The following is a 16,812-nucleotide window of genomic DNA, read 5'->3' as shown; positions in this document are numbered from 1 at the left end:
GGTCAAAGCATAGCTAATCATGTTCGTCGGACGTACAGCTTGTGATGTTCACGGAAGTCGAATAACCGCGTACAACAGACCGCCGATGGCACGGTATCAACTCGGGCGTGAGTTTGGTTCACAAACCGCACGTGCCTGCGGTTCGTGGCCCCACCAGCATATACGTCCTAGTCGGGGCCATGACTGAACCTGGTACTATTTCCCGAGTACAAAGGACACAAGCTGATCCTTTAACGCAGTTCCCGCAGCACCGAAATAATTCGCGGTGCCTTTTACTCCACCTTCTCTACGGATTTCATCCATCAAAGAGTCGTAGTTGTCAAGTATGGTCGCGCCAGTGACAGTACTGTCAAGCTGAGAATATATTGGAATTCGGCTGACTTGTTCTTCTCCCAAAATGAGGTTTGTAATTCCGGTGGCGGCTCCTGTTAGCGTCCGGTTAATGAAGTTCATATTTGCAGCAGCAACCTCAGCATATATGAGGCGTTCGTCGGGATGGGAGGTTCGAGCATACCGATTAGACGCTTCAAGATAGCTCGCAGAGAAGTTAATCGCTGGGATCAGCTTCTCTTCGATCGTCAGGATTAAGTTGCTCATATTGACGTAAGGCCGAAGTGTAGTAAAAGGTGTGCGATTCCTTGCAGCCCACAGATTTAACTTACCTGCTGCTGGAAGAAGAAGATCTTCGTATAGTGCGTCAAGTCGCCCCTGTAGCCACTCACTATTCATCCAACCTGCTTGAGAAAACTGTCCTTGATTACTTCCCTCCTGTGGTGTTAGGCCCAACGGATCAATATAACGAAGCGGGTTGTTCTGCACATAGATGTAACGGCTTAGCGAAGCAGGGACATACACAGAAGCTGGATAGACATCTCTCGATAAAAATCTCCCCACCTCTGGATCATAATACCTCGCCCGCAGGAACACCATCCCGGCCTCCGGGTCAGCCTGCTCGCCGGTGAAGGTGTAGGCGTTGCCTGCGCCGCCGGTCTGCGTGCGCACGCCACCGAAGGCGTCGTAGATGTACGTCGCGGTGGCCTGGCCGACGCTGTCGCTCATCGCGCGCACGGAGCCCAGGGCGTCGCTGTGGTAGTAGCTGGTGGTGGTGCCAACTTGGGCGATCTGGTCGAGGCCGAGCACGTAGCGTGTCGTGTCGGCACCGCTGGTCTCGACCAGAACCTGCGGAAGGCCGAAGGCGAGATCCTGGAGATAGCTTGTGGCCGTACCATCAACCGTGCGACCCACCCGCACGCCGTCGCCGTTGTAGGTGTAGCTCGCCGTTGTCGCGCCGTTGGTCAGCCCGATCATGCGCCCGGCCACGTCCCAACTGAAGGTCTGATCGCCCTTGCTCAGCATCTGACCATGGTTATCCCAGGTGAGCGTGGTCGTCGTGTTGCCGGTGCTGATCGCCGTCAGCCGGTCGGCGGCGTCGTAGCTGTAGCTGGTGACAACGCTATCCTCGGTCAAGGTCAGCCGGTTGCCCATTGGATCGTAGGTGTAGCTCACCGCTGCCGGCGCATCGGTCGGGTAGCTGACGCCGGTCAGCCGGTAGAGGGCGTCGTAGCTGTAGGTCGTGGTGCCGGTCGGCTCGGTCATCGCGGTGCGGTTGCCAACCGCGTCGTAGCTGTAGCTGATCGAGACCAGGCTCCCGGCGGGGCCAGTGGTGCTGAGATTGGTCAGGCGGCTGGCCGCGTTATAGGTGTTGGTCGTCGTAACTCCATTCGGGAAGGTCGTCGTGCGCAGTCGGCCAGCCGCGTCGTAGGCGTAGTTGGTGATCTGGCCGGCCCAATCGGTCACGCTCACCAGGCGATTGGCGGCATCGTAGCTGTAGGAGGTGGTCAGGCCGCCCGGCATGGTGACTGCCGTTCGGTTCAGCGCATCGTAGCTGTAGCTTACGGTGCCGCTGGGCTGGGCGATGGAAAGCGGCCGGTTCAGGTTATCGTAGCTGTAGGTGGTGGTACCGGTCGGGTCAACCATCGCGAGCCGGTTGCCAACCACGTCATAGGTGTAGGTCACGGTTGAGGATGGATAGACGAGCCCGATCAGACGGCTGACCGCGTCGTAGCTGTAACTGGTGGTCGCGCCATTCGCATCAAGCTTGCCGATCAGCCGCCCAGCTGCGTCGTAGGTGTAACTGCGGGTATTGCCAAGCGGATCGGTCTCAGCAAGCAGACGGTTCAGGGCATCGTAGGTGTAGGTTGTTGTATTGCCGTTCGCATCGATCACCGACGTCTTGTTGCCGACGGCGTCGTAGGTATAGGTCACGGTGCCACTCAGCGCATCAGTGACCGTCATCAGGCGGTCGCGTGCGTCGTAGCTGAAGGTCGAGCTAGTGCCGAGCGCATCAGTGACGGCGAGTGGGTTGCCAACGGCATCGTAGCTCGTGCTGGTGGTATTGCCAAGCGGGTCGCGCAGGGTAGTTAGGCGGTTGAGCGCATCGTAGGTCGAGGTGGTGGTGTTGCCGAGCGGGTCGCGTGCGGTCAACTGGTTGCCGTTGCCATCGTAGGTGTAGGTTGTCGTCTGGGTGAGGGCGTTGGTGCTGCTTACGAGCCGGTTCGCCATGTCGTAGGCAAAGGTTGTGACGTTGCCGCTGGCATCGGTGACGCTGGTCTGGTTGCCGACCGTATCGTAGCCGAAGCTGGTTGTGAAGCTAGCTGCGTCAACGATCGTTGCAAGCTGATCCTTGCTCGTGTAGGTGCGCGTGGTGTCCCGGCCCAGCGGGTCAGTTGTCGTGAGCAGGTTGCCGACCAGATCGTAGGTACTCGTCATCACCGCACCGGCCGGGTCGGTCGTGGTCAAGATGCGGTTGAGCGCGTCGTAGGTGAAGCTGGTCGTATTGCCCAGCGGATCGACCTGGGTCAGCAGCCGACCACTGTTATCATAGGTGCGTGTGCTTACGTTGCCGAGCGCGTCAGTCATGGTCGTGAGGTTGCCGTTTGCGTCATAGTTGAAGCTCGTGGTTCGCGTGAGCGGATCGGTTATGCTCGCTGGCAGGCCAAGACGACCGGCATCAGCGAAGTAGGTGAAGCTCGTGACGCTGCCAGCTGGGTCGGTGCTGGTGAGCAGGTTGCTGCTTGCGTCGTAGGTGTTGGTCGTCGTGCGGCTAAGCTCGTCGGTTGCCGTGAGCAGGTTGCTGCGCCCGTCATAGGTGCGCGCCATGACGCCCCCAAGAGGGTTGGTCATCGTGAGGAGGTTGCCGCGATCGTCATACGTGAAGGTGGTCGTATTGCCGCGGCGATCGATCACGCTCGTGCGGTTGTTGAACGCATCCCAGGTATAGGTCTCGGTCTGGCCGAGGCCGTTCGTCTCGGCGATCAGACGCAGTTCGGGGTCGTAGCGGTAGGTGGTCGTGCTGCCGCGCGGGTCGGTGACGATCGTGGTGCGGTTCGTCACATCGTAGAAGAAGCGGCTCAGGTTGCCATCGGCGTCACGCTGCTCAACGACACGGCCTTCCGTGTTGTAGACGTTCTGGATAAAGCTGTTGCCGTTCGCGTCGGTGATCGCCGTGATGTGCCCGGCAGCGTCGTAGGTGTAGGTTGTTACCGCGCCGCCGAGATCGCTCGCGCTCGCCAAGTTGCCGCTGGCATCGTAGCTGAAGGTGGCGCTGCGCCCGAGCGGATCACCGACCGCGATCAGCTGGCCGCTGGCATTGTAGCTAAGGGCAAGCGCACGGCCATCAGGCGCTGTGATGCTGGTGAGGTTCTGGCCCGTGTAGCCCAGCGTGGTGACATTGCCATTACGGTCAGTGATCGTCGCCAGCCGTCCGCTCGCATCAAAAGCGTAGACCGTCTGATCCTTCTCGGTGAGCGTGAAGAGCCCGCCAGATTGGGTCAGCGTTGCAAAGATACTGGGCGGCGGGATATAGGCAGTGCCATCCCAGGTAAACCGTGCCGTCCGCCCATCGCCGTAGGTCACCGTCGCCGCGCTGTCCTGGGTGCTGGTGGCGACAAACATGTTGTAGTTGTGCGTCCAGCCGGCACCAAGCGGCCCACTGGTATCGACTGCCGCCGAATTGTAGGCCCGTGTAAAGACCAGCGGGAACGAGCGGGTCGGGATCGAGACATCAGTCCGGCTATAAATGTAGTTGCCATTAGCCGTATTCACCGGATCAGAGACATAGCGCTGGTGGGTCACGTTGCCACCGTTGCTGGCGCCCTTGCCAAGCCAGGGGTCGGCGTCGACCAGGAAGCGGTCGATCACGGTGCAGCGGCAGACCGAGTCGTAGCGCGTGGTGTAGTTGATGCCGTTGCCGCTGCCGTAGGGCGCCGGGCCGTTGTCGGAGCCCCAGTAGTTGTTCTCGGCGTTGATGGTGACGGCGGAGTTGCTGTTGTAGACGGCGTAGCTGGTATTGTTGTAGATTTGGTTGTTCTGGATCGTTGGATTGGCGATGCTGACCGAGATGCCGATGCTATTATTGCGGATGGTGCTGTTGGTGACGGAGAGGCTGCCAGCATCCGCACGAATGCCGGAGGTGCTGCCCAGTTCCAGGGTGCTGTTCTGCACGATCACAGCACCAGACGACCCAATCGCCCCTATTCCCCAATTGTTGTTGCCGGCAAAGCGGATGTTTGCCCACCTTACTGTGGCAGCACCCGTGTTTCGCACGTAGAGGCCCGACCAGTTTCCAGCTGTTGGGGCGGTGGCGTTACCGTCGCCGTTGGTATCGCCCCCGATGCTGTCGTCCGCGACAGAGGTGAACCTTACGAGGTTTGTACTCGTTCCCTGCACCTGAAGCGTACCGGCGACGTCCAGCACACCCGAGATCGGCAGAAACTTCAGTATCACCCCTGTTGCGATGGTGAGCGTCTGGTTCTCAGGCACGTGCAAATACTGCGTAATGTAAGGTAAACTGGTAAGCGGTAGGGTCATCGTGTTCGGACTACCGTTAAGGACCAGGCCGTTCAGGCCGTTCCCCGTCGCCGTAGTACTCATCACCGCAATGGTGGGACTTGCGCCACTCAGGTTCAGATCAACCGCGTTCCCGGTGTTGTTGGTGAGGGTGGTGTTGGTGAGGGTGATCGCTGCCGGAGCCGTTACGGCTACTCCTACCCCGTTGGCGCTAATGGTTGAGTCGGCGATCTGCAGGCTGCCCCGGGTGACCGCCACCCCCACGTCTGTATGACGCCGGATGATACTTCCCGTCAGCGTGACGGTCGGATTCGCCGCGCTGGCCGTCACGGTGTAGACCCCCACACCCAGGCCATCCTCGATCACGCTCTCCACCACGGTCAAGGTCGTGGTCTCAAACCCGAGCAGGCTCGCCCGATAGGACGAACCGCCACCGGCATAGCGCACCCGTGCCTGGGTGAGGCTGGCACTCGCCCCACCACTGACACTGATGAAGGCCCAATCGCCCGGCGCCGGGCTTGTCGCACTCCCGTCACCGTTCGTGTCCCCTCCCACACTATCATCCCGAATCGAGGTGAAATACACTGGCGCAGCAGCAGTGCCCACAACTACCAAGGCACCCTGCACACTCAGTGAACTTCCTGTAGCAAACTTCACGACCGCCCCAGCCTCAATCGTTAGCGCTGCGCCGGTGTTGATCGTCGTGCCATTGACCACGTAGACGCAGCCGCCGATCCAGGTCGTGTTCGCGGCGATCGTTGAAGGCGCGGTGATCGGAGTGGGGCACGAGTCTGGTGGCGGAGTCGGGATACTTGTCGCCGTCGGGGTGTGGGTGGGCGTGCTGGTCGGGGTCGCTGTCTCGGTTGGTGTGCTGGTTGCGGTTGGTGCCTCTGCCGTTGGCGTGGTAGTGTCAGTCGGCGTGGTGGTCGGGGTCGCTGTCGCGGTCGGCGTGCTGGTCGCGGTTGGTGCCTCTGCCGTCGGTGTGACGGTGTCAGTCGGCGTGGTGGTCGGGGTCGCTGTCGCGGTCGGCGTGCTGGTCGCGGTTGGTGCCTCTGCCGTCGGGGTTGCGGTATTGGTCGCCGTCGGTGGGATAGCTGTGCTGGTCGATGTGGTGGTGGGCGTCGCGGTGGTCGTGGGCGTGCTCGTCGAAGGAGCTGTAGCGATCAGCGTATTCGTCGGCGTAGCGGTTGGCGAAGGCGTCGCCGTGGCCGTCGGACTTGGTTGAAGAAAGGAGCGCAAAACCACAATACGCCCGATCATGTGGCGAGCATTCGCCAGCGAGAGCCGGAAGGTGCCAATTGATGAGAAGACCTGCGTGAAGGTCCCGCCTGGGGGCAGGTTCACTCCGGGTATGTGGGGCGGTTGGGCTTGCGCTGGTGTGCTACGCGCCAGACTTGCCGTCTGCGATGATCCGCGCTGGCTGATGAGCGGAAGAAAGATCTGATAGATCTGTTCAATGTCGAGTACCACCGTGGTATCAGTGTCGTTGTGCCAGACAACCATATCGCCTTCAGCCAGGGTCAGTTCAGTAGGCTCAAAGCCAGATGCGGTGATCCGCTGAACATAGGTTGAGGCACTCGCCAGAGCGTGCTGAACGGGTATCCCTGGCCGGTCGAGCCGCACACCCGGGGCTGCCAAGATGGGGGCTATCGCTGCCGTCTCATCCGAACTTCGTTGGAATGATGAACTGGCCGTCGTTGGTGCAGCAGCTACTGTCGCGGTGACGGGAACGATGGGAGGGAAGAGCGCGAGGAGGAGCGTGAGCACGAGCAGATGGGTGAGCAGTCTGCGCCAGGGCGCATTCTGGCTTGCTCGACGATGGTTGGCGCGCATATGGGTTTCCTACACGTGATTGCTCCGCAAGGGGCAACGGAAATCGGGCAAAGGGACGTTATTCGATCTGCTATAATAATGCAAGCACGATCCTGCATGCGCCAAAGTGAATTGGCTTGCCGCGTAGACATTTCTTTGTGCGCAATGACACAAAAAAACAGGGCGAACTATCGTTGCCCTGGTGGTGATGAGATGTGAGCTGTTTTTTGTTCAGGGTTCGTCCATTCTCGCATGGTCACGTTTCATTTGTCACCCCGTAAACTCCGTATTTTTTGTCGTCGTTCCTTCACTCTTGGTGGGGGTGTGTCAACGTTTCCCACTTGAGCCCCAGGAGGTAGGGTCTGTTCCTGTTCAGGCCAAGGCGCAGCCTTGCTGATCACGACGTCTCACCTTTGCAATCTAACCTCTGAAACGGTAGCTCCGTCGATCTATGCATGCCCTGCATGGTATCGGCGTTTGTGGCAGCGAGTTACTCTCTGTGAGAGGTCAGCCATGTCTGATCGTCACCAGCTCGCGATCCTGACCCGCCTGCGCAAAGCAGCGAAGGTTACCCTGGCCGAGATGGCCCGGGCTTGTAGCCTGAACGGGAATCGGGCCTATGAGTCGGCTGGGGCCTGGGAGCGCGGTGCGGCCGTGCCCCGTGCGACGCTGCGCGTGCCTTTTCTGGGTTATCTCGCCCAGACGCTGCGGCTGGCTGATGATCACGCAACCCTGGCGGCGGTCTGGGATGTGCTGGTGCATGCGTGGGGCTGGGAGCCGCTCGATGAGGCTGATTGGCACGTTATTGAGGCGGCAGCTACCTGGTTGGCCGTGCCATCGGATCCCGTGTCAGCGCCATCCGTCTTTCCTTCGCTCGCCCAGATGCCGACCGCTGGCCGTCTGCCGCGCCCTGCGTTGCTCCCCCCTGGCTCGGTGCTGCCGTTCCCGCCCAACCCTCACTTCGTTGGCCGTACCGCCGAATTGTTTGCCCTTGCGGCGCACCTCAAGGCCGGCGGCGCGGTGGCTGGGCCTCAGGCGCCACCCACTGCGCTGGTCGGGCCAGGGGGCATTGGCAAGACCCAACTGGCGATCGAGTTTGCGCATCGTTTTGGCCGCTTTTTTGCCGGTGGGGCCTTCTGGCTGAGTTTCGCCGACCCGGGGGCGGTGCCGGCTGCCATCGCAGCGTGCGGCGGCAGCAGAGGCCTGGGCCTGCGCCCAGACTTTGCCCAACTCAGTCTTGATGAACAGGTGCGGCTGGTGCAGGCCGCCTGGCACGCTGAGGTGCCGCGGTTGGTGATCGTTGACAACTGCGAGCACGCTGATCTGCTGCGCCGCTGGCTGCCCCACCATGGTGGGTGTCGCGTGCTGATCACCAGCCGTCGCACCGGATGGGAGGCCGGGTTAGGCCTGGCGACCCTGCAACTCGGGTTGCTCGGACGCGCCGAAAGCATGCAGTTGTTACGTTGTTACTGCCCAACCTCCCAACTCCGCGACGAAGAATTGGTCGCGATCGCCGCCGAGCTCGATGACCTGCCGCTGGCACTCCACCTGGCCGGTAGCTATCTGGCCCGTGGCGTTGATACGCTCACTCCGGCCCAGTACCTCGCCGAGTTGCGGCAGACTCTCATCACCGCCAGTGCTGCGACCGTCGGCCACCCGTCGTTCACCGGGCGCGGGCCGTACGGTCGCCCGTTCCCCACGCCGACCGGCCACCTCAACCACCTGGAGCAGACCTTTGCCCTCAGTCTCGGCCGGTTGGATCGCAGCACGAGCCTGGATGCGCTTGCCTCTCAGCTCCTCCTGCGTGCGGCCTGGTTTGCCCCTGGCGAACCCATCCCGGTGGCGTTGCTCAGCGCGACGCTGACAGCGCAGCCAGACCAGGCGCTGGTTGGCTGTGCGCTCCAACGGTTGCTGGATACGGGCTTGTTGCTCGCCAACGACCCGGTGGCAGCCGACACGCTCCGCCTGCACCGCCTGATTGTCGCGTTTCTCCGCCGACTGGACGACTCCGAGGCGCAGCATGCGGTTGAAACCGCTTTACTCGCCCATGTTCGCTCCCTCAACGACGCCCTCGACGAGCCGGCCTTGCTCCGTCTCCAGCCGCACCTCCGTGCCGTTACCGCGACCGCGCTGCAGCGTGGCGATGCGCTGGCCGCCGCGTTGAGTTATGAACTCAGCCGCCACCTGGGTGAGGTGGAAGCCTACGCCGAGGCCACGGCCTTCAATCAGCGCTCACTCGCCCTGCGCGAGCAACTCTATGGCACGGATGACGCACGACTGGCTGAGAACCTGCACTATGCCGGTGAACTCCGTGACTGGCAGGGCGATTATTCTGGTGCGCAGCCCTACCACGAGCGAGCCCTGGCGATCCGGCGGCGTACCCTCGACCCACTGCACCCCGCGACCGCGACGAGTCTGCGGCACGTCGGCGAGATTGCCCATGCGCTGGGTGCCTATGGTGTCGCTCGCATCCACTATGAACAGTCCCTGGACATGCGGGCACGTCTCTTCGGGGACGACAGTCCCGCTGCAGCCGAGTTGCACAACAACCTGGGCCTCTTGCTCAACGCGATGGGTGAGCTAGAGGCCGCGCTGCCCTACGCCGAGCGTGCGGTAGCGATCTGGGAAGCGCAGGCGCAGCCCAATCGCTCGCTGCAGGCGATGGCGCTCAACAATCTCGGCTATCTCCACCGGACTCGTGGTGCATATGAAGCGGCGCTCGCACACCTCCACCGGGCGCTCGCGATCCGTGAGGAGGTCTACGGCCCTGCGAATAGCTTCATCGGCGTCACGCGCAATCATATCGGGCGGGTCTATCACTACCAGGGACGATTTGCGCAGGCGATAGACGAACTCCAGGCGACGCTCTGCCTCTTCGACGCCGCCATCGGGCGCGAGCACCCGATCACGGCGTGTACGCTGAGCAATGTCGGCATGCTGGCGTTGGAGACCGGCGCTTTCGCGGATGCACGCCGGATGCTGGAAGAGGCCCTGGCGATCCACCGCCGATTGCTGGGCGTTGAGCACCGCCATGTGGCGCGCGGTCTGAATCGGCTCGGACTCATGCACCAGGCGCTTGGCGAAGCGGACGCGGCCCGATCCTCTTTGCGCGAGGCCTTGGCGATCCGCCGACGCATCCTGGGCGAGATGCACCACGATACGGCCAACACCCTGGGGCACCTGGGGATGCTCCACCTGACCGCCGGACGCCCGCAACAGGCCCGGCCCCTGCTCGCCGAGGCGCTGCGCCGTCACCTGGCCCGCCTGGGCGAGCGCCACCCCTACACGGCGCGCAGCCTGCTGCGCATGGGGCAGGTCAGTGCCGCGCTGGGCGATCAACCGCAGGCCCGTGCGTTCCTCAACCGAGCGCTGCTCATCTACACGGCGGTGCTTGGCCCCGATCACCCCTCTACACTGGCAGCGCGGACGCTCGCTTACGCGGGATAGCCCAAAGACGTGTGGCGCATTGTACGATGATGGGAGCGCAGCGTCGTCGGGCGCATCGTCGCCCTGCTGGTTGTTGCCTCCAAGCAGCACGCTCGGCAACCGACCTCGCGCCGATCCCGGGTTGCCCAAGCTGAGCTCGAAGCCGCACGGTTGCTCACTCACACCTGCACCGTATCCTGATGCGAGAAAACGCCTCGCTGGGCTGCGCGAGCCGCAGCGTTGGCCCCTGCGTCACGGGCGCAGGGGCTGGCGTTGGGGGCACCGCAGGCGTTGCAGGGTTCGACGTTGGGCGTGACGGTGAGGTTGACGGTGAGGTTGGCACTGACCTTGATGGGGAGCGTCGCATGGACTGCGTACCTCCGCGCCTTCCACCATGCCTTCAATCAGGTTAGGAGCGCTTGTGGGCAAGGCGGAAAAGGTTCGTTCACGCTGCGCTATGGGCAGGTGTGACGGGCTTTATTCTGCGAAACGCAATGCAACCCCCGCATTGCACGGCCAGATCTCGGGAACGGTGGCCCCGGCGACGAGCGTGGTGTCGGCCCAGCAGCGCTCACGTTCGGCATTGGCGATACGTGGCACAAACCAGAGGATCGGCGCAGGGCCAAGTGGCTCAGGCGTACCGGGGCCGATGAATTGTTCTGGCCCCTGACGTTCGTCAAGCCCGCAACAACTGCCGATGCTCGGTAGGTCGCCCTGGCCCTCTTCGGGGCGCGCCTGCGTCCAGTAGAGGTACGCTAGTTCTGCGTCGCCCCAGATCGGGGCGACCGTCAGTGGCCCCGCTTCAGTCGCGAGGTCAAAACGCTGTGTGCTCCCCGCTTCCCAGACGGCGAAACCTTCCTGCTGCAACAGGGTGCGTCCGGTCGCCTCCACCAGAGCCAGTTCGGTCGTGACCGGGGGTTCGATCCGTACCACCGGGTGATAGATGCCTTCGGTGCCACAGCCGCGCCCTTCGTTGCCAACCATGACGCTCAAGGTGCCGTCGGGCGCAAAGGTCGCCGTGAAGCTGTACTGGTAGTTGCAGGGCAAGGGCCAGTTGGGGCTGCGAAAGGTCATCGTGAGCCGCAGGCTGCCGTCGGGTTCTTCGCTCAGTTCCGGCAAGCTGTAGGGAATGACGGCGGCGGCGCTGAAGACCGGGCAGCCGACGGCATCCGAGAAGCCAACCCGTTGCCCGTCAACGCCCTGGTAGCCGATGTGCCAGTCCACCACCTTGACCGAGGTTAGCACCGGTTGGCCCTGAAATGTCACGTCACGCAGTTCGAGCCCATCCGAACTGGTCAACAGATAGGCCGCCTGCCACCCGGCGTGCTCCAGGCGTTGCGGCGTTTCGCACAGCGGAGCAAGCGCAGCGTCCTGCAGGGTGGCCTCGCTGACCACAATGCGCCGTTGACTCGTGCCCTGCTCAGTCCAGGTGGTCGCCGCCACCAGGGTAAAATCAGTGAGATCAACGATCGTCCAGAGCGCCAAGCTGCCCCAGGTAAAGACCGGAGCCACACAGAGATGGCGGCTCCGTTCGCAACTCGTCGTCTCAAGCGCGGTTTTGGTGGCCTGCATGGTTGCCATCGCCTCGGTTGGCGTCAAACCCTCAAATGCGGCCACAAGCTGAGGATCGGCAAGGGCAAGCTGGGTAGCGAGTTCCGCCAGATCCTCGGGAATCTCGGGCTGCGCATCGGCAAGGATCTGCACACTGACGACCTGCAAGCGGTCATCAACCAGTGCCGTAACGGTACTATTGGTCGGATAGACATAGAGCACGACGCGCAGACAGCGCCCGGGTGGACACGTCGCCGCAACCTCGGCTGGCACATCGCCGGCCCGCGCCTCGGCCACCGTCATTACCTCGCTGCGCAGCGGCTGCCCGGTGGGGCTGAGCGTCGCCGTGCGTACGCGGGGATCATTGACAGCAGCGGTCTGCGCGGCACCAAGGCGCGGTTCAAGGCCGTCGCGTAGCAACACAAAGGGTTGCGTCGCCAGCGCAGCGGCAATGCGTTCACGCCGCGCCGCCACTGCGGGCAACTCAGAAGGGCGCTGATCACCGAGGATAACCGTCGTCGCCAGCGGTGGCGGGCTCGCGGCAAGCGCTGGGGCCGCCGTGGGCTCGGCACGCTGCGGGCCAGCTACGCATCCAACCAGGCTGAGGCAAAGCAGAGCAAGCAAAAGTGGAATGAGCACATTCCTGCGCATACGAGAACTCTCCCAGGCAAAAGCTTACACAGGTCTTCAAGACCTCACAAGTCTTGAAGACCTGTGAGGTCTCACGGGCGCTACCTTGCACATAAAGCGGTTTTTTGACGCAAAGGCGCAAAGGCGCAAAGCTGCGTGTGGGTCTACCTCAAACCTTAGCCGCTTTACCTCAACAACGCCCTAGCCTCATCGAGATCGAGCAAACTCGCCGGGCCAGCAATGCGCCCGCGCACCGTCTCGAGCCCCAGGCCGAGTCCTTCCACGGCGTCCACCACCGCATCTTCGTGGTCGCGATGGGTAAGCAAGACAACCGTCGGGCCAGTGTCGGTGCTCGCATAGACCGGAACACCTCTGGTGCGCAGGTCATCACACATGCGAAACAATGTGATATTTTCTGGTTCCCAGCCGATCAGTTTATGCTCACGCGACCCGGACATCGTGACCCCGTGCAGCCGCATGCTATCGAGTTCGGCAAACTGCCCTACCACACGCCAGTCACCCCGGCGGACGGCAGCGAGGCACTCGCTAATCTCGTCGCCACGACTAAGCATCCACGCTTTGAAGAAACTACTTTGCGGCGCATCGTGGTGAGCCTGCTCGGTCTTCAGCCCAACCCGCGAGTCGATGGGCACCGTAATCAAGCGCACGTCCGCAAGCTGATCTTCGCCATCGAGGCGCACGGCAAAACTATCTTCGTGCGCGAGGCCAGGGTAGCTAAGCCAGAGCGCTAGGCCACCAGCGGCAGCGCGGCACCCCGAGCCAGCGAGCAAGCGCGCCAGGCAACTGAGAAAGCGCGTATTGGCGACAAGTTCTGGCCCAAAGAGCGCCCCGACGGCGGCGGCGGCGAGAGCCGCGGCCCCGGCGGCACTCGTGCCGAGGCCCTTGCCGGCCACCCGGCTCTTGAGCAGATTACGGGTCGTCACCCGAGCGGCGACCCGCACCCCCGCAAGCGAGCGGACGGCATCGAGGATCTGGCTGATGCGTTCAAGCTCGCGCCCAACCGCCGGGGCATCGCCAAAGAGCGCCGTATCAGCCTCAAGGGATGGATCAAACTCAACGATCGTCACCGTCTGGGCCGCATCGTTATTCACCGAAATGCTCGGCAAAAACGCAATGCGCTGCTGCCAATCGGCCAGGCCGTGATACTTCAGCACCCCCTGCATCGGATAGGCCCGCGCCGCCGCGATCCCGTGCAGGTTAGCGGGCGGCAACTGCCGAGGGTAAGGGGCCACTGCGACCCCATGATCATGCAAGGCGTGCAGAATTTGCCGATACGACACCGCCATCGCGGGAACAAGCTCGGCAAAGCCATCAGGAATAGTTGTGTGTCTCATCAGCGTCGTTCGTAATTGGGGGCTTCTTTGGTGACCACGACATCGTGCGGATGGCTCTCGATCTGGCCGGCCATCGTCACGCGGATCAGGCGCGCGTCGCGGCGGAATGTCTCGATATCGGGCGCACCGACATAGCCCATACCGGCCCGTAGCCCACCTACCAGTTGAAAGACCGTATCTTGCAGTGATCCCTTGAAAGGCACCATGCCCTCGATACCCTCGGCAACAAGTTTGCGCGTCTCATTGACATTCGTCTGGAAATAGCGATCGCCACTACCACGCGACATCGCCCCAATCGAACCCATGCCACGATAGGTCTTATACGACCGCCCCTCGTAGAGAATCGTCTCACCGGGGCTCTCTTCGGTACCAGCAAAGAGCGAGCCAATCATGACACTATTGGCTCCTGCGGCGATGGCCTTGGCGATATCGCCGGAATACTTAATGCCACCATCGCCAATGACAGGGATGCCAAAATGTTCGGCAGCGCGAGCGCAATCGGTAATCGCCGTCACCTGGGGCATCCCCGAGCCAGTCACCACCCGGGTCGTACAGATCGAACCAGGACCCTGGCCGACCTTCACTGCATCAACGCCACGCTCGGCGAGGGCAACCGTGGCTGCGGCGGTGCTGACATTGCCGGCAATCAACTGCACCTGCGGAAAGGCCTCGCGCACACTGAGCACCGCATCAAGCACGCCTTGCGAATGGCCGTGAGCGGTATCAATCGTCAGCACATCCACCCCGGCACGCACCAAAGCCGCGGCACGCTCAAGGTAATCGCCGCCGGCCCCGATGGCCGCCCCGACGCGCAACCGGCCCTGATCATCTTTGCAGGATTGGGGATGCTCGATCTGCTTCATAATATCCTTGACCGTAATCAACCCGGTCAGCTTGCCGCGATTATTAACCACCAGCACCTTCTCGATGCGATGGCGATGCAACTGCTCCTTGGCCTGCTCAAGCGTCGTGCCTTCGGGCACCGTCACGAGGTTCTTGCTGGTCATCAATTCATGGATCGGTCGTGTCCGGTCAATCTCAAAACGCAGATCGCGATTGGTAATAATGCCAACCAGATCGCCCTCATCGGTCACAATCGGTACACCCGAGATCTTATACTCGGCCATAATATCGAGCGCATCACCAATCGTGCGGTCAGGAGGCAGCGTAATCGGATCGGTAATCATCCCGCTCTCCGAACGCTTCACCTTGCGCACACTCTCGGCCTGCTGCTCGATGGTCATATTCTTATGCACAAAACCGATGCCACCCTGACGAGCGAGGGCAATCGCCAGCCGATGCTCGGTCACTGTATCCATCGCCGCGCTAACAATCGGAATATCTAACCGGATCGATCGGGTCAACCAGGTGGTCACATCTACTTCGGCAGGGATCACCTGTGAATGTGCCGGGATCAGCAGCACATCATCAAACGTCAACCCTTCACGGACATATTTTTCGTCCCAGTGTGTCGTCATAAAGCCCCCTTATTGGCGTAAGACCACCAGAACAAAGGTGGTGCTCCATTATAGATCGTTGCGGCACTTGTAACTATGCCAGCGTAGCGAGCAGAGTTACAAGCGGTGCAGAAAACTACGCACCCATGTTTCAGCTTCTTCACGGCTTGCCACGATGCCATCAAGCGTTGCCTGGCGCAGGGTATGCAAGATCTGGCCCAGCAGAGGGCCAGGCGCAACGCCAAGGCGTTGCAGGTCGTTGCCATCAAGCGGCGCACGCATCGTCCGCAATTCACGAAGGTAACGGGCGGTTGCAACCCGATCGGCAGGCACAGCATAGTGGTGAACTATGATTGTCGTGGGATGCCATGGGCGTAGCGTCTCGTCGAGGGCGCTATTGCTCAGCCCGGCGAGGGTGCCGCCGAGCTTGCGTAGCTCAGGAAGTTGACGGATCAGCGTGGCTGCATCGCCGGGCAATGGATAGCGCTGCGCCAGCGCATCGAGGGTCGCCTGCGAACATCCATAGAGCAACAGGCCCGCCCAGACCAGAGGGGTCAGGGGAAGATCGGGGCGAACCGCCGCCGCCGCCTGCGTACAACGCTCAGCCAGGGACGCTTCCCAGGCCAGGCCAGGCAGAATCTGCGGGGTCACCGCCCACTGGTCGGCCAGGCGCAACACCTCTGCCGGGTCAGGTTCCGCAAGCGCCAGGCAGATTTCGTGCAACACCCGTTCGGGGCTCAGCAGCGTCAGATAGCGTTGGGCGACCGCATCGGCCACCTGGTACCGGGTCGTCGGTTCAGGGTGGAGACCGAGGCGACTGGCAAGGCGCAGCCCGCGCAAGATACGGGTCGGATCGTCACGCAGACTCGCCGCGTGCAAGAGCCGGAGGCGGCCATGGGCAAGATCTTCTTCGCCCCCAAAAAGATCGAGTCGCCGCCCAAAGTGGAGACCGCCCGCAACCAGGTGCAACTCGACGGCGAGCGCATTCACACTAAAATCGCGACGCACCAGATCATGCTCAAGCGGTGCTGGCGCAACATCGGGCAGCACCGCCGGGGTAGGATAGGTCTCGATGCGCGTCTGGGCAAAATCAACGACGATCGCCGCGCCATCGCTGCGACCGGGCACCAGCACCGTCGCCGTGCCAAACGCCGCGTGGTGGGCCGTCACCCTTCCGCCGGTTGCCGCGGCGACCTGGGCCACCAGCGTCGTCACCTCACCTTCCACCGCCAGATCAAGATCGCGGCTCAGCGACTGCTCAAGCAAGAGATCACGGATCACACCACCAACCAGCCAGACCGGCACACGACAAGCCTGTGCGCAGTGCGCAACCAGCGTCAACAGATCCGCAATCTCGGCGGGCAACGCCGTATGCGCTAACTCGCGTAAGATCCTGGGCCGTCCCTTATGCATCACCGTCCTTGCCACCTCGGTTCAAACTGAGCAAACAGGCAAGCCGCCTCGCGACGGATCGCCTGCTTTCTATTCTACCACCGCTTCAGATACAGGCGGCTTCGCATCAACATCTTGCCCAGGGCGATTGCATCTTCCGTATATGCACCCCACCAGGGCACCCGCAAGGGGTGCCCCTACAGGGCCGGGGGCCGGGGGCCGAGGGCCGAGGGCCGAGGGCCGGGGGCCGGGGGCCGCTTTTGGGGGTAGGTTTTTCAGATAATGTGCGGGTCATGACCATTTCTGCTACGATTATGGTAACAAACACCGATCGTAGAAAG

The 16,812-nt window shown here is 62.1% G+C and carries 6 protein-coding genes; 1 reads left to right on the top strand and 5 read right to left on the bottom strand.

Translation table 11 applies throughout. The annotated features are described in order from the left end of the window. Positions 1-195 precede the first annotated feature (195 nt). The gene (locus A9Q02_RS19540; protein WP_172451169.1) at positions 196-6,681 is read right to left on the bottom strand and encodes a DUF6531 domain-containing protein; all 6,486 of its coding nucleotides are present in this window, start codon (positions 6,679-6,681) and stop codon (positions 196-198) included. A 492-nt stretch (positions 6,682-7,173) separates the two neighbouring features. Between A9Q02_RS19540 and A9Q02_RS19530 the strand changes: the two genes are divergently transcribed. Beyond that, on the top strand, positions 7,174-10,107 hold the full coding sequence (locus tag A9Q02_RS19530) for a tetratricopeptide repeat protein (protein WP_097654757.1): 2,934 nt from the start codon (positions 7,174-7,176) through the stop codon (positions 10,105-10,107). 456 nt (positions 10,108-10,563) lie between these two features. On the opposite strand, the gene A9Q02_RS19525 is transcribed toward A9Q02_RS19530, so the two are convergent. From A9Q02_RS19525 to A9Q02_RS19510, 4 genes are all read right to left on the bottom strand, one after another. After that, entirely contained in the window at positions 10,564-12,288 is a 1,725-nt protein-coding gene (locus tag A9Q02_RS19525) for a hypothetical protein (protein ID WP_141509059.1), read from the bottom strand. A gap of 164 nt (positions 12,289-12,452) precedes the next feature. Next, on the bottom strand, positions 12,453-13,622 hold the full coding sequence (locus A9Q02_RS19520; RefSeq protein WP_097654755.1) for a diphosphomevalonate decarboxylase: 1,170 nt from the start codon (positions 13,620-13,622) through the stop codon (positions 12,453-12,455). Further along, on the bottom strand, positions 13,622-15,100 hold the full coding sequence (gene guaB / locus A9Q02_RS19515) for an IMP dehydrogenase (RefSeq protein ID WP_097654754.1): 1,479 nt from the start codon (positions 15,098-15,100) through the stop codon (positions 13,622-13,624). The genes A9Q02_RS19520 and guaB overlap by 1 nt, the downstream gene beginning before the upstream one ends. Positions 15,101-15,196: 96 nt before the next feature. After that, a complete protein-coding gene (locus A9Q02_RS19510) occupies positions 15,197-16,492 on the bottom strand; it encodes a tRNA nucleotidyltransferase/poly(A) polymerase family protein (RefSeq protein ID WP_097654753.1) in 1,296 nt (431 codons plus the stop codon). Positions 16,493-16,812: the final 320 nt, after the last annotated feature.

The organism is Candidatus Chloroploca asiatica (genome assembly GCF_002532075.1).
Classification (GTDB): Bacteria; Chloroflexota; Chloroflexia; order Chloroflexales; family Chloroflexaceae; genus Chloroploca; species Chloroploca asiatica.
Note: the sequence above shows the minus strand (reverse complement) of the source record. Positions and strands in the feature narration are given on the sequence as shown.

Excerpts from the sequence above, each read along its gene's own strand:
- A9Q02_RS19540 (WP_172451169.1), bottom strand. The coding sequence starts at position 6,681 with ATGCGCGCCAACCATCGTCGAGCAAGCCAGAATGCGCCCTGGCGCAGA.
- A9Q02_RS19530 (WP_097654757.1), top strand. The coding sequence starts at position 7,174 with ATGTCTGATCGTCACCAGCTCGCGATCCTGACCCGCCTGCGCAAAGCA.
- A9Q02_RS19525 (WP_141509059.1), bottom strand. The coding sequence starts at position 12,288 with ATGCGCAGGAATGTGCTCATTCCACTTTTGCTTGCTCTGCTTTGCCTC.
- A9Q02_RS19520 (WP_097654755.1), bottom strand. The coding sequence starts at position 13,622 with ATGAGACACACAACTATTCCTGATGGCTTTGCCGAGCTTGTTCCCGCG.
- guaB (WP_097654754.1), bottom strand. The coding sequence starts at position 15,100 with ATGACGACACACTGGGACGAAAAATATGTCCGTGAAGGGTTGACGTTT.
- A9Q02_RS19510 (WP_097654753.1), bottom strand. The coding sequence starts at position 16,492 with ATGCATAAGGGACGGCCCAGGATCTTACGCGAGTTAGCGCATACGGCG.